This is a genomic window from Sphingomonas sp. BE138 (genome assembly GCF_031456125.1).
Lineage (GTDB): Bacteria > Pseudomonadota > Alphaproteobacteria > Sphingomonadales > Sphingomonadaceae > Sphingomonas.
Genome location: NZ_JAVDUC010000007.1, coordinates 119031 through 138361, shown reverse-complemented (window position 1 = coordinate 138361; position 19331 = coordinate 119031). Strand labels below are relative to the sequence as shown.

The window sequence follows — 19331 nt, the reverse complement described above, 5'->3', positions numbered from 1 at the left end:
CGCGCGGTGATGCACCCGCGCGCCAGTCAGGGCAAGACGGCTGCCCTATTCCCGTGCGTTCAGTCGACCGCGTCCTTCACCTTCTTGCCCGCCACCAGCCCGAGCACGAGGAAGATCAGGAACAGCGCCAGCGCGATGAAGAACAGGATCTTGGCGACGCCGACGAACGCGCCGCCGATCCCGCCGAAGCCGAGTGCACCGAGCAACAGCCCGACGACGAGGAAAATGACGGCGAGTTTCAGCATGATCGGTGTTCCTTCGGCAGGGCGGACATTGGCGATCAGCCGTTGCGGCTGGCCTCGAAGAGGAACCAGGCGCGCTCCTCGGCCTGGTCGGTCCAGTCGTCGACGATGCCGCTGGTGGCGTTGTCGCCCGCCTCCTCCGAGGCCTGCTTCACCTCGCGGAAACGCTCGACCAGCGTGAGATTGTCGTCGCGCAGCTCGGCGAGCATCTCGGCGGCGGGCACGAAGTCGCGGTCGTTGTCCTTGATCGACTGCCGGCGCGAGATGTCGCCGATCGAGCGCAGCGTGGTGTTGCCGGTCTTGCGCACGCGCTCGGCGATGGCGTCGGTCACGCCCAGGATCTGCGTGGCCTGATCGTCGAGCAGCAGGTGATAGTCGCGGAAGTGCGGGCCGCTGACATGCCAGTGGAAGTTCTTGGTCTTGAGATACAGCGCGTAGCTGTCCGCCAGCGCCGCGTTCAGCGCGTCGGCGACGGTGCGCGTGTCGTTGCGCGCCAGGTCGGTCGGCGTCTCGAGGGCGGGGTTGGTCTCGGTCACGTTTCGCTCCGTGCAGATCGGGTGTCGGTGGCGAAACGGTTTGGGTGCGGAATGGCTCCACCCGCCGGCGGGGCGTGCTCAGGCGGCGCGGCGCGGCGCCTCCGCCCCGTCGCCGGCGACCGCCTCGCCCAGCAGTTGCAGCCAGCGGTGGACCGGCACCCCCCGCTCGCCGCGCGACAGCGCCAGCCGCAGCTGATTCGCGACGTCGACCGCGGCGGGCAGATGGTGGTGCTCGGCAAGCGCCTGGATGCGCGCGATGTCGGCGGCGAGCCGCGCCGGGCCGGCGCGCCATTCGATCGCGGCGATTCGCGTCGCCATTTCGGCGCGGGCGGTGATCAGGGCGTCGTTGCTCATGACGAATTCTCCTTGGCGCTTACGCTACCCGCGCCATGGTTACCGGGCGCTTAATCCCGCCGATGCTTGACTCGCGCCGTCATTTGCGCCAAGCGCCCCCACCTGACGCGGCGGAGGAGCCTTCGCCGCATTTTTCGTTTTCATTCGCTAGGATTTGGTCATGGCAAAGCCGACCACCGTCAAGATCAAGCTCGTCAGCACGGCCGACACCGGCTTCTTCTACGTCACCAAGAAGAACCCGCGCACCAAGACCGAAAAGCTGAGCTTCAACAAGTACGACCCCGTCGTGCGCAAACACGTCGAGTTCAAGGAAGCCAAGATCAAGTGATCGAACTAATCGCGTAGCGATCGTTCGATCATCCCGGCGAACGCCGGGATCTCGCGCCGCACGCGATGCGTATCACTGAGGTTTCCGAAAAAGCTGCCCGCGCCCCGCGCCGGCGGCTTTTTGCGTGTTCGGCATTCTTCCCTCGCCCCTCGCAGAGGGGAGAGGGATGTGCAGACCTAGTCTCTGCGCAGCAGAGGCTTAGTCGGAGCTGGGTGAGGGGTGGCGCTCGCGTGAGCGAGCGCGCGAGCCTGCGGCTCGCTCAACCCCTCACCCAAGCTGCGCTAGCCAGTAAACTGGCAAGCTCCGCTATCCCTCTCCCCTGTCCAGGGGCGAGGGCATCGAATGCCCCCTCAGATCAGCGCGGTGATCGCCGCCATGAAGCGTGCCAGCGTGATCGGCTTCGACACATAGGCCTCGGCACCGGCCGCGCGGAGCCGCTCCTCGTCGTCACGCCCGGCATAGGCCGTGACTGCCATCACGGGGATGTGGCGCAGCCCCGGGTCGGCCTTCAGCTGGAGCAGCAGGTCGTAGCCGGTGACGTGCGGCATCTGGATGTCCATGACGACCAGATCGGGCGCGAATTCGCGCGCCCGCTGGACCGCCTCGCGCCCGTCGCGCACCGGCTCCACAACGAACTCATGCGCCCGTAGCAGGTCGCAGAAGAGCTTCAGATTGAGTTCGTTGTCCTCGACAACGAGCACCCTTTTTGCCACGCGACGGCTACTCCCAACGACCGGGCGAGAGATAATGACGGTGCGCAGCGATACAAACCCGGACTACGCCGCGACTCTCGCGCTCGACGCTTTGACCTTCGTCCTTAACGAACCGTTACGCGCCGACCGTTTTATCGGCATGACGGGGCTGACACCGGATAACCTGCGGGAAAGGCTTAAAGATCCATCGACGCTTGCCGCGATCCTCGCTTTTCTGGAGGCGTACGAGCCCGATCTGATCGCCTGCGCCGAATCGACCGGCCACACGCCCGAAGCGCTGGTCGCGGCGCGCCGCACGCTGGAGCAGGCGGCATGACGCGCCCGTTGCTGATCACCGACTGCGACGAGGTGCTGCTGCACATGGTGCGGCATTTCGCGACCTGGCTGGACGAGGCGCACGCGGTCGACTTCACGATCGGAACGTGGGAGCTGGCCAAGAGCATGAAGCGGCGCGGCAGCGACGAACCGCTGACGCGCGAGGAGATGTTCGGCTATCTGGGCGGCTTCTTCCCCGACGAGATGCACCGCCAGACGCTGGTGCCGCATGCGCGCGAGGCGCTGGCGGCGCTCGCCGCGCGTGCCGACATCGTGATCCTCACCAACCTGGAGGATCATTGCCGCACGCACCGCATCGACCAGCTGGCCGGGCACGGCATCGCGCACCGCGTCGAATGCAACCAGGGCGGCAAGGGGGCGCCGGTCGCACGGCTGGTCGCGGAATTCGGCGCTCCGGTGACGGTGTTCGTCGACGACCTGCCGCATCATCACGAATCGGTGGCGGTCGCGGCGCCGGGGGTGTGGCGGCTGCACATGGTGTCGGAGCCGCAGCTGTCGCCCGGCGTCCCGCCCTCCCCGCACGCGCATGCGCGGATCGACGACTGGCGCGAGGCCGAGGCCTGGATCGCGGCGCGCTTCGACGACGGCGTACCGGCACAGGCTTGACCGCGCCGGTCCGCAGGCGGCAAGCATCCGCCATGACCGACCGTATCGACCGCGCTCTCGAAGAGCTGGGCCTCACGCTGCCGCAGGCGGCCGCGCCCATCGCCGCCTATGTCCCCGTCGTCGAGGCGGGAGGGCTGCTCCACGTCTCCGGCCAGTTGCCGTTCAAGGACGGCGCGGTCATCACCGGCCGGCTGGGCGACGGCACCTCGATCGAGGACGGACAGGCCGCGGCGCAGGCATGCGCGCTGATGGTGATCGCGCAGATCAAGGCGCATCTGGGCAATCTCCAGCGGATCACGCGGATCGTGAAGCTGGGCGTGTTCGTCAATTCGACCGCCGACTTCGCCGATCACCCCACGGTCGCCAACGGGGCGTCGGAGCTGATGGTCAAGCTGTTCGGCGACAACGGCAAGCATGCGCGCGCCGCGGTCGGCGTCGCCGCGCTGCCGCTGGGCGCCGCGGTCGAGGTCGACGCGATCGTCGAGGTCGCCTCCGCGCTTTGATCGCGCGCCCTTTGATCGGCCGCCCTTTGATCGTAGCGGGCGCCATCCTATCTCGCGCGCGATGACCTCGCTTACCGCGCGCATGGTGGATGGCGTTTCCGCGATCCGCCCCGATCATTGGGACGCGTGCGCCGGCACCGCCAATCCGTTCGTCGGCCATGCCTTTCTCGCCGCATTGGAGGCGTCGGGCAGCGTCGGCGGGCGCAGTGGCTGGCAGCCGGTGCCGATCGTGGTCGACGGCGCGGACGGCGCGCCCGCCGCGATCGCGCCCGCCTATGCCAAGGGGCATAGCCAGGGCGAATATGTCTTCGATCATGGCTGGGCCGACGCGTGGGAGCGGGCGGGCGGGCGTTATTATCCGAAATTGCAGGTCGCAGCGCCGTTCACGCCGGTGCCGGGTCCGCGGCTGCTGCTGCGCGATGCCGAGGCTGCGCCGGCGCTGATCGCGGCGATCGAGGCGGTGGTGGCGCAGCACGACCTGTCCTCCGCGCACGCGACGTTCGTCGGGGACGAGCAGCTGCCGTTGTTCGAGGCCGCGGGGTGGCTGATCCGCGAGGGGACGCAGTTCCACTGGCGCAACGACGGCTATGCGACCTTCGACGACTTCCTCGCCGCGCTGGCCAGCCGGAAGCGCAAGGCGATCCGCAAGGAGCGCGCCGCCGCGATCGAGGGGCTGACGGTTCGCCACCTGACCGGCGCGCAGATCGGCGCGCGCGAGTGGGACGCGTTCTGGCGCTTCTATCAGGACACCGGCAGCCGCAAATGGGGCCGCCCGTACCTGACGCGCGGCTTCTTCCCGCTGCTGGGCGAGGCGCTCGGCGAGCGCGTGCTGCTGATCCTCGCCGAGCGCGACGGGGTGCCGATCGCGGGAGCGCTGAACCTGATCGGCGACGATGCGCTCTACGGCCGTTATTGGGGCGCGACCGAGGAGGTGCCGTTCCTCCATTTCGAGCTATGCTATTATCAGGCGATCGACGCCGCGATCGCGCGCGGGCTCGCGCGGGTCGAGGCCGGGGCGCAGGGCGAGCACAAGCTGGCGCGCGGCTATGCGCCGGTGCCGACCTGGTCGGCGCATTTCATCCCCGATCCGAACTTCCGCCGCGCGGTCGCCGGGTTCCTCGAGCAGGAACGTGCGGCGGTTGAGGGCGAACAGGCGTTCCTGGGCGAACTGACCCCGTTCAAACGCGGGTAGTTTGTGCACCGGGGCCGGTATTTTCGGCCGTGTCGCGTTACCGCGCCTGCTCGACGCGCAACCGCTCCAGCCGCTCCTGCTCGCGTTCCTGCCGGTCGCGCAGCGCTTCCAGTCGCTCGCGGCGACGCTTGATCCGCTCGATCAGCCAGCGCGGGACGCCGAGTTCCTCGTCGGTCGCCTCGGGAACGATCGCGTCATGATCGATGCGGAACAGCACCGAGTTGCTGGTCGGCGAGCGCCAGATCGGCACCAGCCCGGCGGTGAAGCGCGGATTGTAGGCGGGCGGGCGGATCAGCCAGACATAGTCGAACGCGTCGCGCGGGAAGCGCGCCAGCGCGTAATTGGCCGGCCGCCACCATTCGGCGGGGCATTTCACCGAGGTCACGATCTGCGTCGGATCGTGCGCATAGGGGCCGGCGGCGGCGTAGCGCGCGGTCAGCAGCTGCGCCCCGGCCATCGACCATTGGTCGTCGGTATAAGCGAGGCGGCGGACCAGCGCGATCGCGGGCAGATGCTCCAGCCGCGACATCCGCCAGGCGTTGTGGCAATTGTGCCCGACGAAGCTGATCAGCCGCGCGCCGACCGGCACCTGCGGCAGCGCGGCCAGTTCCTCGTCATAATCGCGGTCGAAGGCAAGGAAGCTGAGCGTCGTGCCGCCGAGCCGGACGAGGAAGAAGGCCAGCCCGAGCGCGGCGAGCACCGCGGCGTGGCGGAAGGTGGTGCCCGGCTTCGGCCGGATCGCGATCACCGCGACCGCGATCATGTACGGCGCCATCCGCATGTCGGCATAGGCCGAGCCGAAGACGATGCGGGGCAGCACGATATAGACCGCCAGCATGAACAGCGCCGACAGGCCCAGGTGGCGCGAATAGCCGATCCGCGGATCGCGCAGCGCCTTGAACAGCACGAAGTAGATCACCGCCATGCTGCCGATGTCGAACCACAGCCAGCGGTCGCGCAGCGCCATGACGATCCACGCGATCTTGGTGCGCCAGTAGAAGAAGTCCGCGGTCTGCCCGGTGACGTCCGCACCCGAGCGCCACGCGATCATCAGCAGCATCGGCAGCGCCAGCGGCACGCAGCCGAGCCCGGCGCGGATCATGCTCTCCAGCCAATGCCCGCTGCCCGCCTCCTTGCGGCGGTCGTGCTGGCGGATCAGCTCGCTGGAGAAGGCCAGCACGCCCAGCACGCCCCAGCCGAAGGTGTGCACCACCCACAGCACGCACGACAGCGGCACGAACAGCCACGCGCGCGCCCCGATCCGCCCGAGCCGCGCCATCCGCAGCCACAAGGCGAACAGGCAGAGCGCGAACCCCATCGACAGCGCGAAGTTCACGAAGCCGAACTGCACCGGATAGCCGTAGGCGAGCGGCAGCGCAAAGAGCGCGGTGGCGGGGATGCGGCCATGCACCTCGCGCGCAATCCATAGCAGGCCGGCGACGGTCAGCATCGGGATGGCGATGACGATCAGCTTGACCGCTGCCTCCAGCCCGATCACCGGCGCGAGCGGCTCGATCAGCAGGTCGACGCCGAGGTTGCCGATCAGCGCCCATTTGAAGGAATACCAGTCCGCCAGCCACGGATGCGCGCCGCGATCGAGCTGCACACGGTAGCGGCCCATGTGCCCGGGCAGGTCGACGATCGGCGGAATGTCGGGCCATAGCAACGGGATCGCCGCCGCCAGCACCGCCGCGATCACGAACCACCGCGTCTGCCACCAGTGAAGCCGGTCTTGCTGCATCTCCCGCGCCTTACGGGGCGGAGCGCCCTTCGGGCAAGGGGCGGATGACGCGCCACGCCCGCGCGGGGCCGGGGAGTGCCACGGGGTGCAGCCACGCGAACCGCTCCCCGCGCGCCAGCCGCGCCCACAGCCCGGCGGGGGCGATACGGCGATAGAGCGCCAGTTCGGGCATCCCCGGGCAAGCGGCGAGGTAATCGGCGCCGCTTGCCACGATGGTCCGGCGCGCGGCGCCGGGCGCGGCGGCGAAGCCCGTTATAACCTTCGCGATGGCGGATGCGCCGCGGTGATAGCCGCCCGCGATCGCGCGGTGCGGGGTGTCGACTAGCAGTTCGGGGGTCATGTCGATCGGGGCGAACACCGTCGCCGGCGGCAGCGCGGCAAGCGGGCGCATGTCGAGCGCGGTGGCGCAGGAGGCGAACGCCTCGGGCGGGGCCTTCACCGGTGTGGCGGGGCGCACGGCCAGCACCGCCAGGCCGGCAAGCGTGCCGGGCGCGGCGAGCGCCAGCACCGCGACGGTGGCGGCGACACGCGGCAGCGGTCGCATGATGCCGCGTGCGCGCGCCAGCAGGGCGGCGAGCCACACCGCGGCGCCGGGCGCGGCGAGCGCGTTGGCGGTCGCGCCCGCGCGCACCACCAGCGCCGCGGTGACGGTGCCGGCCGCGATCAGCGCGAGCAGGATCGTCCAGCGCGTGCGCGCCTCGCCCGCCGCCCCTCGCCAGCCGATCGCCGCACCGGCCAGCCCGGCAAGCGGGAGCGCCAGCGTCGTGAACGCCCACACCGATTCCTGCGCCCAGACGGGACGCCCCTCGAGCACCGACAGGTACCAGATGCGGTAGACGAGCGGCGGGAGGGTGCCGAACGGTCCGGCGAGACACGTCGGCGACGACCACAGGAGCGTCGCGCCCACCGCCACTGCTGTCGTCGCCAGCGCCACGATACGAGCGATGACGCCGCGGTGCTCGACGGCGCGGCCCGTAACCACGCCGAGCGCCGCCAGGCCGAGCGCCGCCAGCCAGCCGGGCGCCATCGCATCGCAGGCGGGTTGCCAGAAGCCCGGCCCGCGCGTCGCGGCGTGGAGGAGCAAGGCACCGGCCGCAAGCATCGCCACCAACGCGCGCAGCTGCGCGCCGCGGCCGGGGTGTGCGACCCAGGCGAACGCCGCGACCCCGGTGATCGCGACCGTGACCGGCAGTCCCTCGAGCGAGATGGTCAGCAGCGTCGCCAGCGCCATCCCCGCCGCCGCGCCGCTGCGCGTGGTCGGCGCCGCCAGCAACGCGCGCACGGCCGCGAGCGCGAAGACGACCTGCCAGCCGTGATGATCGATGCGCAGCGGCGACATCTGGAAGGTCAGCGGCATCGCCAGCGCCGCCATCGACAGCGCCGGGACAACCAGCGCCTCCCCGCCGACCCGCCGCGCGATGGAGGCGACCAGCGCCAGCGTCGCCAGCAAGGTGAGCAACGGCACGACGACGAGCGCGGCATGCTCGGCCAGCGAGCCGCCCAGCAGCGGGCGGAGCAGCAGCATCGTCGCGGCGAGCGGCAGGTCGACCAGCCGCGACCAGTGCATCGGAAAGTCGCCGCCGTTCAGACGGTGCTGCGCGACGTCGAACCACCCCTGCCCGGCCAGCCAGTCGCGCACCTGCAACAGCCGCATCGCATCGTCGGCGTCGGCGAACCGCCGCGCGACGATCGCATCCCAGCCGCCGACGACCAGCACCAGCGCGGCGAGCGCCCATGCGCCGAGCACGACGGCGGCATGGCGGCGATCGGGCGCCAGCTTACGCCGCCTTCAGCGCGGTCGGCACCTGGCGCAGGCTGGCGAGCGCGGCGGTTCCGCCGTCCCGGTCCCCCTCGTTGCCGCTTTCGTGATATTCGGCATCCTCGTTGACCGCCCAGACGTCGTACACGCGCGCGCGGGCGCGAATGTTGCGGACCGTCAGCATCGCCGTCATCATCGCATGATCCTGGTTGTTGTAGCGATGCATGCCGTTGCGCCCGACGCAGTGGAGCGTCGGATAGCGACCCTCGATCTCGCGGCGGAGCATGTCGACGTTCTGCGCATAATCCTCGTCATAGACGGGATAGGCCTTTTCCTGCCGCACCACCACGCCGCCGGTCACCTGCGACGGATCGCACAGGCCGAGCGTCGCCATCTCGGCGGTGGCGAGCGCGACCAGCTGCTGGTCGCTCGACGTCCACAGCCCGTCGCCCTCGAAGCAGAAATATTCGAGGCCGACGCACGCGATCGCGGGGTCAGGCACCATCTCGGGCGACCACGAACGGAAGTTCTGGATGCGGCCGACCTTCACCTTGGGATCGTGGATGTAGATCCAATTGTCCGGGAACAGATCGGGCGAGCGGATCATCAGCGCGACCGTCAGGAAGTCGCGATACTTCAGGTTCGACGCCTCCGGCAGCGCGGCGGGCAGCGGGTGGATGCGGCTGGCCAGCTCGCGCATCGGCGCCGAGGAGATGACGTGCGCGGCGTTGAGCGCCACGAGGCCGTCGGCGCCGTTGGCGGTCAGCGTCCAGCGTCCGGTCGCCTCCGTCAGCCGCAACTGGTGGAGCGCATGGCCCATCAGCACCTGCCCGCCGCGCTCGACGATGCGGTCGCGCGCCGCCTCCCACATCATGCCGGGACCGAGGCGCGGATAGCGGAAGTTCTCCAACAGCGTCTTGGCCTGCTCCATGCCGTCGTTGGGCCGGCGATTGAGGCCCAGCGACCGCTTCAGCCCGTCGACGACCGCGCCCCACAGCGACAGCCCCTTGATGCGTTGCGCCGCCCAGTCCGCGCTCATGCGGTCGCACGGCATCCCCCATACCTTCTCGGTATAGGTCTTGAAGAAGATCGAGTAGAGCTTCCGCCCGAAGGCGTTGACGGTCCAGTCCTCGAAGCTGCGCACCTCGCGCTTCGGCCACAGCTTCGCCTTCGCGAAGCTCGCCATGCACAGCCCGGAGCGGATGATCCCCAGATTGCCGAGCGCCTCGAACGCACGCAACGGGTAGCTGTAGAACTTGCCCTCGTAATAGATGCGGCTCATCCGCGGGCGTTCGATGAAATCGTCCGGCAGGATCTCGTTCCAGAGGTCGACCACCTCCTTGGAGCGCGAGAAGAAGCGGTGCCCGCCGATGTCGAAGCGGAAGCCGTCGTGCTCGACGGTGCGGCTGATCCCGCCGACGTACTGCGCGTCCTTTTCGATGATCGCGACGGTATAGCCCGCCTTCGTCAGCAGATAGCCGGCGGTCAGCCCCGCCGGGCCTGCGCCGATGATTGCCACGTCGACCGTAATGCCTGACTTCGCCATCGCGCCTTGCCTGCTCCTGTACGTGGAGACGCAATGAAGGAAACTGGTTGAAGCGGAGTTAACGCCAGCGGGTGCACAGCGCGGCGCGGCTGTTCTATAGCGGCGCGGATGCGTGCCCTTCTCCCCCGCGTGCTGGCCGTCGCGGCCCTCGTCGCCCCGATGCTGCCGCCCGCGGCGGCGGCGCAGAGCACCACCTTCGACCTCGCCGGTCCGACGCTGACCATGCGGGTCACGCGCGGCGGGGTGACGCTGCCGGCGGGCGCGGTGCCGGGGATCCGCGCCGGCGACAGACTGGAGGTGCGCGCCGACCTGCCCGCCGACCAGTCGGCGCGCTACGTGCTGGTCGTCGCGTTCCTGCGCGGCGCGACCAACCCGCCGCCCAAGGACTGGTTCTTCAAGGCCGAGACCTGGGACAAGAAGCCGAGCAAGTCCGGCCTGTCGATCACCGTGCCGGAGGGCGCGGAGCAGGCGATCGCGTTCATGGCGCCGGAGACCGGCGGCGGGTACAATGCGTTGGTCAAGGCGGTGCGCGGGCGGCCGGGCGTGTTCGTGCGCGCCGCGCAGGACCTGTTCCAGGCCTCGCTCGACCGTGCGCGGCTGGAAACGTTCGTGAACGGCGTCGCGCGGGTCGAGGAAGGCGCGCCCGAGCGGCTGGTGCCGGTCTCCACCGCGCTGGCGGGGACGCTGGGGATCAAGCTGGACGCCGATTGCCTGACGCGCGCACGGTCGCTCCAGGCGTCGTGCCTGACGCAGAACCGCGACGGCATGGTGCTCCAGACCGGCGGCGGCACGACCATGGCCGAGATGCTGGGCGGCACGACGACGCAATTCGCCTATAGCCTGGCGGCCACCCGGGAGGGCGGCGCGGGGCTGTACAGCCCGTATATCTCGCTGGCGCGCGATTTCGCACGGCTGTTCGGCGTGTTCCGCAGCGCCAGCTACCAATATGCGCCGGCGCTGGCGGTCGGCGCGGGCGACCGGCTGCGGCTGCAACTCAACAACCCGCCGTCGTTCCAGAATCCGCAAACGGTGCTGGTCGCGCCGCTGCCGCCGATCGGCAATGCCGCGCCGCCGCCGCTGCGCGCGGTGGCCAAGGACGCGATGTGCCTGGCGCAACCGGGGCTCGTCCTGCGGCTGGACGATGCGCCGCTGCTGTTCGCGACCGGCTTCGCACGCGACCTTCGGCTGCGGTTGACCTTGCAGGACGGCCGCAGCACCGAGCTGCCGGTCGCCGCCGATGCCGAACGCGGCGGGCTGGTGGTCGCCGATGCGGCCAAGGTCGGGCTGACGGGCGTCAGCGAGGCGGTGCTGACCGGGCGGTGGGGCTTCGAGACGTTCACCGGCCCGCGCTTCCCGGTGCAGAACGGCGCGCCTTCGGCGTGGCAGCCCCGGCCGGACGATGCGGTGGTGGTCGGCCGCGACGCGCCGCTGACCTTGCAAGGGGGTGCCTCGGCCTGCGTCGAGCAGGTGGCGCTGCGCGACCGCAGTGGCGCGACCAAGCCGGTCGAGTGGAAGGCGAGCGCCCCCGACGAGCTGACCGCGACGCTGCCGCTCGCGCGGGCGCGGCCGGGCGAGCTGACGCTGCTGCTCGCGCAATATGGCCAGAGCGCACCCGCGCAGCTGGCGCTGAAGGGACAGACCGAGGCGAGCCGGCTGGAGGGCTTCACGCTCTACACCGGCGACAGGGAAGGCCGGCTGGTGGGCGCACGGCTCGACCAAGTCGCGAAGCTGGAAGTGGCGGGGGTGACCTTTGCCGCCGGGGCGCTGACGCGCGATCCGGCGGGGAGCGACCGGCTGGCGTTGACCACCACCGCCAACACCGAGACGCTGCCGCAGGGGGCGAGCGATGCGAAGGTGACGCTGAAGGACGGTCGGACCACAACGGTGCGCGCGACGATCACCCCGCCGCGGCCACGGCTCGAACTGGTCGGCAGCAACGTCGAGGTGGCCCCCGCGCCGGGGCGCGTGGCGCTGACGCTGCCCGCCGGATTGCTGGCATCCGACGCGACGCTGACCTTCTCGGTGCGCGCGGTGGGCACGCGATTCACGAGCGACGATGCAATCGAGGTTGCGACCGCCGACGACACGGCGTCGACGAAGCTGACGGTGGCATCGGGCAAGCTGCAATCGCTGGGCGGCGACGTCGCGGTCGGCAGCATCGCGCCGCGACAGGCGCTGGGCGCGGCGGCGGTGGGGCCGCTCAGGATGCGGCTGGTGCAGGGCGACACGCTGGGCGAGTGGCAGCCGCTGGCGCGGGTCGTGCGGCTGCCCGCGCTGACCAAGGTGGCGTGCGGCGACAAGGACTGCACGATCACCGGCGACGCGCTGTACCTGATCGCGGCAGTGTCGGGGAGCGCGGACGGGAGCGGCGGGGTAGCGGTGCCGGCCGGCTATGTCGGCACGACGGTGACGGTGCCCAGGCCTGCGGGGGACCGGCTGTACCTTAAGCTGGTGGATGCGCCGGAGGACGTCGTCTCGGTGCCGGCGGGTAAGGCTTCGTGACGAAACGTCGTTCGGCACGGACGCTTGTGAAGCTTGCGCGCATCGTGGGCGGCGATGCGCGCGACCGGGACGCTGATACGATCAGTCGCCGGTGACGCGACCCTCGTCATCCTTCAGCTTCGACTTAACCCGCCGTGCCCGCGCCGCGTCGATGATGTCGATAAGCTCGTGGATCAGCAGGATGCCCTCCCTCGTTTTGGGATCGTCCTCGTCCGCCGCCTCCAGAAACAACGCCTTCATGCGCGCGGCGATGTCGATCGCGGCGGCATAGCGATCCTCACCGATCTTGTCGCGGACCTTGCCGAAGCCTTCGACAAGGGCGTGGAATTCGGTGTCGATATTTTGCCCTGAAAAGTATCCGGTATCATCTTCAAACTTGGGTGCATCGCCCATCATCGGCACGACATGATCCATGAGCTCGCTGAGCGTTTGGGGGATGTATGGCCTGTAGTTGATCATTAGCGCTTCTCCGGTTTGTTTATGATGTAGCTGCTTCCCGGGCCAAGACGGCGAGGCCGAATGATGACCACAAGCGCGGGACGAAAATCTGCACTGAAAAAGCCACGAATTTGAGCGTCTTTCAGGGTCTTCTGCGACAAAGTCACGTCGTAGGCGACGTCGCCTACTCTCGCATCAGGTAGCCTGTAAGAGGTTTCCGGCTTCGAAGTATCATATTCCCTCCGATTGACGCGGACCTCGTCACCAACCGATCCTACCTGATAATTATCATATGTTCTCCGAAGGTCTCGGCGCACCTCATAGTCGACATAGCTGCCGATGGCCTGCTCTTTTGACAGCTGCCCTTTCAACAATCCGTTATCATACATTTTAAGCGCTTTGCTGTAAGCGCGATCCGTCAGACGTTGCATGACGCGCATCGTTTCGACTTGCATCGGCCGCAACTCGCCCTTCACCCTGGCAAATGTCGCCGCGCGTTGTAGGCGCAAATCGTTCAATTGGTTCTGCATCCCTTCCCACGTGGTAGGAAAGCCCAGCGACTGAAACTTCCAGTTCGCGTCGAGGGCGCTGATCTGCTCTATGAGCAGCGCGCTTCGCTCCTGCGTCGTTGCCGCCATGTCCGCGTTCGCTGGCGCGCTAAGACCAAACACATTATCCAGCAGCGAGATGACCGCGCCGCCGGGTGCGTCGCGCAGGCCGGGAAAGGTCTGCTCAAGCGTCAGCGGGTCTTCGAACGCGCGGCTGTTGCTGCCTCGCGGCATCCGCGGCGGTCGAAACTGGACGGTCTGGAACGATCCCGCCGCGTCGTCCGGGCGATAGACGGCATCGACGATGCCGCCGCTCTCCGGCATCTTGTCGAGCGCAGCGGCAGGAGGCTTTCGCCACACAGCCTCCGAAAAACGTTGCGCGTCCGCTTTCGGGCGGCGGTGGGAGATGACGACTCGGGAGAGCGGCCTCGGGCCGCCCGGCCCGAAGGTGAACTGCCCGTTGCGCGGATCGTGATAGGGGTTGAACTTCAACTCGATACCGTCCTCCGTTCGCGTCGGCGGGCGGCCGGTGCGCAGCCAGACCGAGAAGTCGCGTCGCCTGTCGAAGTCAGAAATGTGATTCATCTCACCTCGCCCTTCAACTTGACAGGAACATTTGAAGAACGTTTGGCAAAATGTCAAGAAAAAGCCGGCACTCCATTGCTGGAGTGCCGGCCGTTGCTTACCTCGGAGAGGTAATCATCCCCGTATCGGAAGACCTACCGATCGCGCCGCCCGAGCAGGCGCAGGCGCAGCGCATTGAGCTTGATGAAACCCGCCGCATCGCGCTGGTCATAGGCGCCCTGGTCGTCCTCGAACGTCACGACCTTTTCCGAATACAGCGAGTTGGGCGACTTGCGGCCGGTGACGATGACGTTGCCCTTGTAGAGATTCAGCCGCACGGTGCCGGCGACCTTCTCCTGCGAATGGTCGACCGCGGCCTGCAGCATCTCGCGCTCGGGTGAGAACCAGAAGCCGTTGTAGACCAGCTCGGCATAGCGCGGGGCGAGTTCGTCCTTCAGGTGCGCCGCGCCGCGGTCGAGCGTCAGTTGCTCGATCGCGCGGTGGGCCAGCGCATAGATCGTGCCGCCCGGCGTCTCGTACATGCCGCGGCTCTTCATGCCCACGAACCGGTTCTCGACCAGGTCGAGGCGGCCGATGCCGTGCCGGCGACCGAGTTCGTTGAGCTTGGCGAGCAGCGAGGCCGGCGACAGCCCCTCGCCGTTCACCGCCACGCCGTCGCCACGCTCGAAGTCGATCGTGATCGTCTCCGCCTGGTCGGGCGCGTCCTCCGGATTGACGGTGCGCGAATAGACGTAGTCGGGGACCTCGTCCCACGGATCCTCGAGCACCTTGCCCTCCGAGGAGGTGTGGAGCAGGTTCGCATCGGTCGAGAACGGCGCCTCGCCGCGCTTGTCCTTGCTGACCGGAATCTGGTGTGCCTCGGCGAATTCGATCAGCTTCGTGCGGCTGGTCAGGTCCCATTCGCGCCACGGCGCGATCACCTTGATGTCGGGGTTCAGCGCATAATAGCCGAGTTCGAAGCGGACCTGGTCGTTGCCCTTGCCGGTCGCGCCGTGGCTGACCGCATCGGCGTTCACTTGTCGGGCGATCTCGATCTGCCGCTTGGCGATCAGCGGACGCGCGATCGAGGTGCCGAGCAGGTACAGCCCCTCGTACAGCGCGTTCGCACGCATCATCGGGAAAACGTAGTCGCGGACGAACTCCTCGCGCAGGTCGTCGATGAAGATATGCTCGCGCTTGATCCCCATCAGCTCGGCCTTGGCGCGCGCGGGCTCCAGCTCCTCGCCCTGCCCCAGATCGGCGGTGAAGGTGACGACCTCGCAGCCATATTCGGTCTGGAGCCATTTCAGGATCACGCTGGTGTCCAGCCCTCCGGAATAGGCGAGAACGACACGCTTGATCTGATCGGTCATGGGCAAAGGCTCCTTTGCGCGCGCCGCTACGCGCTCGGGCGCGCGAGGGCAACACTTACCCACCCCGGCGGCCGGCATCTTGCCGCGGCGCTGCGCCTGGCGCAAAGAACCACGTAACAACATCACATAGGATGAGCGATGAAGAAGCTGACCGCGCTGTCGCTGGCGACCGTGCTGACCGCCACCCCGGCGCTGGCCGACGAGGGGATGTGGACCTTCGACGCCTTTCCCGCGGCGCGGATGACGGCGACCTATGGCTGGGCACCCGATCAGGCGTGGCTGGACAAGGTGCGCGCGGCGGCGGTGCGCCTGACCGGCGGCTGTTCGGCGTCGTTCGTCTCGCCCGAAGGGCTGATCCTGACCAACCATCACTGCGTGGCGCAATGCGCGGCCGACCTCTCGTCGAAGAGCAAGGACTATCTGGCCGACGGCTTCATCGCCGACGACCGTGCGCGCGAGATGAAATGCCCCGGGCAGCAGGCCGAGGTGGTCACCGCGATCAGCGACGTGACCCCGCGCGTGACCGCCGCGATCAAGGGCCTGTCGGGCGAGGCGCTGACCAAGGCGCGCGACGCCGCGATCGCGGGGATCGAGGCGGCGGGCTGCACCGACAAGGCAACGACGCGATGCCAGGTGGTGACGCTGTTCGGCGGCGGTCAGTACAAGCTGTATACCTATCGGAAATATTCTGACGTGCGGCTGGTGTGGGCGCCGGAGTTCGCGGCGGCGTTCTTCGGCGGCGACCCCGACAATTTCAATTTCCCGCGCTACAACCTGGATGCCTCGTTCCTGCGCGCGTATGAGAACGGCAGGCCGGTGGCGACGCCGCAGCACCTGACGTGGAACCCGCGCGGACCGGTGGCGAACGAGGCGACGTTCGTGGTCGGCAATCCCGGCCGGACGCAGCGGCTGCTGACGCTCGACCAGCAGGAGGTGCAGCGCGAGCTGATCCTGCCGCTGCAGACGACGTTGCTGTCGGAGTTCCGCGGGCGCCTGATCGCGGCCGGGATGGACGATCCCGAGCGGCGGCGCGAGGCGGCCGACACGCTGTTCGGGGTCGAGAACAGCTACAAGGTGTATTGGGGGCAGGCGCGCGCGCTGGACGACAATGCGTTCGCCAAGCGGCTGGCGGAAAATGAGCGCGTGTTGAAGGCCAAGGCGGGGACCAAGTTCGGCGATCCGTGGGCGGACATCGTCAAGGCGGACGCGGACTATCGCAACATCGCCCTCGATTACTATTTCCTCGAACAGCGCGCCGGGATGTTCTCGACGCTGTACGCCGATGCGAAGGCGCTGGTCCGTGCCGCCGCCGAGCGCGAGAAGCCCAATGCGGAGCGGTTGCCGGGCTATACCGACTCGGCATTGCCGCTGCTGGAAAAGCAGCTGACCGACGCGACGCCGACCTATCTGTGGCTGGAGAAGATGGCCTTGTCGTTCTGGCTGTCGAAGACGCGCGAGTATCTGACCGCGGATGCGCCGCAGGTGAAGGCGCTGCTGGGTCGCGATTCGCCCGAGCAGTTGGCCAAGCAATTGGTCGACGGCACGAAGCTGGCCGATCCGAAGGTTCGCGAGCGGCTGTTCAGCGGCGGGATGGCGGCGATCCGCGCGTCGGACGATCCGCTGATCCGCTTCGTGCTGAAGAACGATCCGGCGGCGCGGGCCTTGCGCGCGCAATATGCCGAGAAGGTCGACGCGCCGATCACCGCGGCACAGGCGAAGCTGGCGCAGGCGCGCTTCGCGGCCTTCGGGGCGGCGAACTATCCGGACGCCACGTTCACGCTGCGCATCAGCTACGGCAAGGTCGCCGGCTGGACCTAGCGCGGGCGGACGGTGCCCTACCAGACGACGGTCGCCGGACTGTACGAGCGCGCGACGGGGCAGGAGCCGTTCGTGCTGGCCAAGGCCTATGCCGCGGCGCGCCCGAAGCTGGACCTGAACGTGCCGTTCGACTTCGTGACCACCAACGACATCATCGGCGGAAATTCGGGATCGCCGGTGATCGCGAAGGACGGTTCGGTGATCGGCGCGGCCTTCGACGGCAACATCCACTCGCTGGGCGGCAACTTCGGCTACGATCCGGCGCTGAATCGTACGGTGGTCGTCTCGGCGGCGGCGGTGCAGCAGGCGCTGGAGAAGGTCTACCCGGCCCCCGCGCTCGTGCGCGAGCTGGCGGCGCGCTGATCCGTTCAGCGCGGGTAAAAGCGGCGGGCGGCAGGGGAGCGGATATGAAGCATCATGCCACCTTTGCCGCCGCGCTCGTCGCGTTCCTGTCGCTGCCGGCGCTGACCGCCACCGTGCTGGCGCAGGAGACGCGCGCCAGCGCCACCGCCAAGCTGAACCGCGAGTTCGCCGCGTCGGACGCGAACAAGGACGGATTCCTGTCGCGCACCGAGATCGAGGCGCGGATGGGCAAAATGAAGGTCGGTGGCGGCAAGACGCTGGACGCCACCCATGCCAAGCGCGTCGCCGCACTGTTCCTGGCGCGCGCGGACACGAACAAGGACGGCAAGGTGAGCAAGGCCGAATCGGACGCGCTGATGGGCGCGGTGTTCAGCGCCTATGACACGAACAGAGACGGCAAGGTCGACCCCGCCGAAGCCGCACGCGCGCGGGCGGCGGCGAACGGTGCGGTGCAGAAGGCCGGACCGACACGGTAGTCTGTTCCGTCACTCCCGCGAAGGCGGGGGTTCTGACAAGCGCCGCGACGTCAGAGGTTCTGGATTCCCGCTTTCGCGGGAATGACGAAAAAGGCGAAAGGCGCTTTATCCCTCCCGCAGCCGCCGCTCTTCCTCAAACATGTAGTCGCGGGTCAGCGGCAGGGTGAGGCGGTCGCGGCTGAATTGGATCTGGTAGTTCACCAACGGGCCGTTCGTGAACGACACGATCGCGCCGGCGAGATAATAGGTCCACATGCGGAAGAATCGCTCGTCATAGAGCGCAACGATGTCGTCGTGGGCCGCCACCGTGCGGTCGTACCAGTCGCGCAGCGTCATCGCGTAATGCATCCGCAGCACCTCGACGTCGGTGACGAACCAGCGGATGTATTCGTTGGCCTTCAGGATCTCCGACAAGGCCGGGATGTAGCCGCCGGGGAAGATGTACTTGTCGGTGAACTTGTCGGTGAAGTTCGGCCCGTCGCCGCGCCCGATCGTGTGGAGCAGCATGACGCCCTCGGGGGTCAGCAGGTCACGGCATTTGTTCAGATAGGTGCGGAAATTGCGCACGCCGACATGTTCGAACATGCCGACCGACACGATGCGGTCGAACGGCCCCTCCAGCGCGCGATAGTCGATCAGTTCGAAGCGCACCTTGTCGGCGACGCCGGCATCCTCGGCGCGGCGGCGGGCGACCTTGAGCTGTTCCTCCGATAGCGTGATGCCCAGCACTTCGGCGCCGGTCCTGGCATGGATGTACAGCGCCATCCCGCCCCAGCCGCAGCCGATGTCGAGCACGCGCATCCCCGGCCGTATGCTCAATTTGGCGACGATATGCGCCTTCTTGTCGGCCTGCGCCTGTTCCAGCGGATTGGCGGGATCGGTGTAATAGGCACAGCTATATTGCTTGTCGACGTCTAGGAAGAGGTCGTAGAGCCGGTCCGACAGGTCGTAATGATGCGCGACGTTGCGCTTCGATTGCAGCGCCTTATTTGCGGTGAGGAAACGGTGGCGGATCTGCCCGCCCAGCCGGCGCAGCGGGCTGGCGGCGAGCTTGTTGCTGCCGTTCTCCCAGCGGCTGTTGCTGGTCGCGAGCATCAGCAGGTCGAGGATGTCGCCCTGCTCGACGATCAGCCGCCCGTCCATGAACGCCTCCGCGACGCCGAGCGCCGGGTCGGCGGCGATCTCGCGATAGACCTTCGTGTCGGTGATGCGGAACGACACGGGCTTCAGCGCGGGATCGTCCTGGCCGAAGGTGGAGACCGAGCCGTCGGGCTTGGTGAGGGTGAGGCGGCCGCGCTGGATCGCGCGGCGGAGGAAAACGTCGATCAATGCCATGGCGCGCGTGCTAAACCCTGCCTTGGGCGCGACGCAACCGCGGAAGCATTGCGCGAGG

18 protein-coding genes and 1 pseudogene are annotated in these 19331 nt (G+C 68.3%); 8 read left to right on the top strand and 11 right to left on the bottom strand.

Going from position 1 to position 19331, the window contains the following annotated elements:
• Positions 1–59: 59 nt before the first annotated feature.
• The 3 genes from J2Y58_RS11065 to J2Y58_RS11055 form a co-directional block, all read right to left on the bottom strand.
• Complete coding sequence (locus J2Y58_RS11065) at positions 60–245, bottom strand: DUF1328 family protein (RefSeq protein ID WP_310102890.1); 186 nt, start codon at positions 243–245, stop codon at positions 60–62.
• A gap of 35 nt (positions 246–280) precedes the next feature.
• Positions 281–778 (bottom strand): DNA starvation/stationary phase protection protein, encoded by a 498-nt coding sequence (locus J2Y58_RS11060; protein WP_310102886.1) that lies wholly within the window; start codon positions 776–778, stop codon positions 281–283.
• A gap of 78 nt (positions 779–856) precedes the next feature.
• A complete protein-coding gene (locus J2Y58_RS11055; RefSeq protein ID WP_310102884.1) occupies positions 857–1132 on the bottom strand; it encodes a hypothetical protein in 276 nt (91 codons plus the stop codon).
• Positions 1133–1292: 160 nt separating this feature from the next.
• Between J2Y58_RS11055 and rpmG the strand changes: the two genes are divergently transcribed.
• Positions 1293–1460, top strand: coding sequence for a 50S ribosomal protein L33 (gene rpmG / locus J2Y58_RS11050; RefSeq protein WP_028967260.1), 168 nt, complete (start codon positions 1293–1295; stop codon positions 1458–1460).
• 350 nt (positions 1461–1810) lie between these two features.
• Here rpmG and J2Y58_RS11045 read toward each other — a convergent pair whose 3' ends face one another.
• Positions 1811–2173, bottom strand: a complete 363-nt coding sequence (locus J2Y58_RS11045; RefSeq protein WP_310102875.1) for a response regulator — start codon at positions 2171–2173, stop codon at positions 1811–1813.
• A gap of 34 nt (positions 2174–2207) precedes the next feature.
• On the opposite strand from J2Y58_RS11045, the gene J2Y58_RS11040 reads away from it, so the two are divergent.
• From J2Y58_RS11040 to J2Y58_RS11025, 4 genes are all read left to right on the top strand, one after another.
• The gene (locus J2Y58_RS11040; protein ID WP_310102873.1) at positions 2208–2489 is read left to right on the top strand and encodes a DUF3572 domain-containing protein; all 282 of its coding nucleotides are present in this window, start codon (positions 2208–2210) and stop codon (positions 2487–2489) included.
• The gene (locus J2Y58_RS11035) at positions 2486–3115 is read left to right on the top strand and encodes an HAD family hydrolase (RefSeq protein WP_310102870.1); all 630 of its coding nucleotides are present in this window, start codon (positions 2486–2488) and stop codon (positions 3113–3115) included. Before J2Y58_RS11040 ends, J2Y58_RS11035 begins: the two co-directional genes overlap by 4 nt.
• Positions 3116–3147: 32 nt before the next feature.
• Positions 3148–3618 carry a RidA family protein gene (locus J2Y58_RS11030; RefSeq protein ID WP_310102868.1) on the top strand — a complete coding sequence of 157 codons (471 nt, stop codon included), beginning with the start codon at positions 3148–3150 and terminating at the stop codon, positions 3616–3618.
• Positions 3619–3679: 61 nt separating this feature from the next.
• Entirely contained in the window at positions 3680–4810 is a 1131-nt protein-coding gene (locus J2Y58_RS11025; protein ID WP_310102865.1) for a GNAT family N-acetyltransferase, read from the top strand.
• A gap of 37 nt (positions 4811–4847) precedes the next feature.
• Here J2Y58_RS11025 and J2Y58_RS11020 read toward each other — a convergent pair whose 3' ends face one another.
• Genes J2Y58_RS11020 through J2Y58_RS11010 form a run of 3 tightly spaced genes read right to left on the bottom strand, consistent with a single transcriptional unit; the run spans position 4848 to position 9856 of the window.
• A complete protein-coding gene (locus tag J2Y58_RS11020) occupies positions 4848–6551 on the bottom strand; it encodes a hypothetical protein (protein WP_310102861.1) in 1704 nt (567 codons plus the stop codon).
• Positions 6552–6561: 10 nt separating this feature from the next.
• Positions 6562–8298 (bottom strand): hypothetical protein, encoded by a 1737-nt coding sequence (locus J2Y58_RS11015; protein ID WP_310102857.1) that lies wholly within the window; start codon positions 8296–8298, stop codon positions 6562–6564.
• A 31-nt stretch (positions 8299–8329) separates the two neighbouring features.
• Positions 8330–9856 carry an NAD(P)/FAD-dependent oxidoreductase gene (locus J2Y58_RS11010; RefSeq protein WP_310102855.1) on the bottom strand — a complete coding sequence of 509 codons (1527 nt, stop codon included), beginning with the start codon at positions 9854–9856 and terminating at the stop codon, positions 8330–8332.
• Between the two features lie 108 nt (positions 9857–9964).
• Between J2Y58_RS11010 and J2Y58_RS11005 the strand changes: the two genes are divergently transcribed.
• Entirely contained in the window at positions 9965–12358 is a 2394-nt protein-coding gene (locus J2Y58_RS11005; protein WP_310102852.1) for a hypothetical protein, read from the top strand.
• An 81-nt stretch (positions 12359–12439) separates the two neighbouring features.
• Here J2Y58_RS11005 and J2Y58_RS11000 read toward each other — a convergent pair whose 3' ends face one another.
• The 3 genes from J2Y58_RS11000 to J2Y58_RS10990 form a co-directional block, all read right to left on the bottom strand.
• Positions 12440–12817: a hypothetical protein gene (locus tag J2Y58_RS11000; protein WP_310102849.1), complete on the bottom strand. Its 378-nt coding sequence runs from the start codon at positions 12815–12817 to the stop codon at positions 12440–12442.
• A complete protein-coding gene (locus J2Y58_RS10995; protein WP_310102846.1) occupies positions 12817–13929 on the bottom strand; it encodes a hypothetical protein in 1113 nt (370 codons plus the stop codon). Before J2Y58_RS10995 ends, J2Y58_RS11000 begins: the two co-directional genes overlap by 1 nt.
• Before the next feature lie 134 nt (positions 13930–14063).
• Complete coding sequence (locus J2Y58_RS10990) at positions 14064–15281, bottom strand: argininosuccinate synthase (protein ID WP_310102843.1); 1218 nt, start codon at positions 15279–15281, stop codon at positions 14064–14066.
• 138 nt (positions 15282–15419) lie between these two features.
• On the opposite strand from J2Y58_RS10990, the pseudogene J2Y58_RS10985 reads away from it, so the two are divergent.
• Both J2Y58_RS10985 and J2Y58_RS10980 read left to right on the top strand, forming a co-directional pair.
• Positions 15420–17462 (top strand): annotated as a pseudogene (locus tag J2Y58_RS10985) (S46 family peptidase).
• A gap of 44 nt (positions 17463–17506) precedes the next feature.
• On the top strand, positions 17507–17938 hold the full coding sequence (locus J2Y58_RS10980) for a hypothetical protein (protein WP_310102840.1): 432 nt from the start codon (positions 17507–17509) through the stop codon (positions 17936–17938).
• A gap of 105 nt (positions 17939–18043) precedes the next feature.
• On the opposite strand, the gene J2Y58_RS10975 is transcribed toward J2Y58_RS10980, so the two are convergent.
• A complete protein-coding gene (locus J2Y58_RS10975) occupies positions 18044–19273 on the bottom strand; it encodes a cyclopropane-fatty-acyl-phospholipid synthase family protein (protein ID WP_310102837.1) in 1230 nt (409 codons plus the stop codon).
• Positions 19274–19331 lie beyond the last annotated feature (58 nt).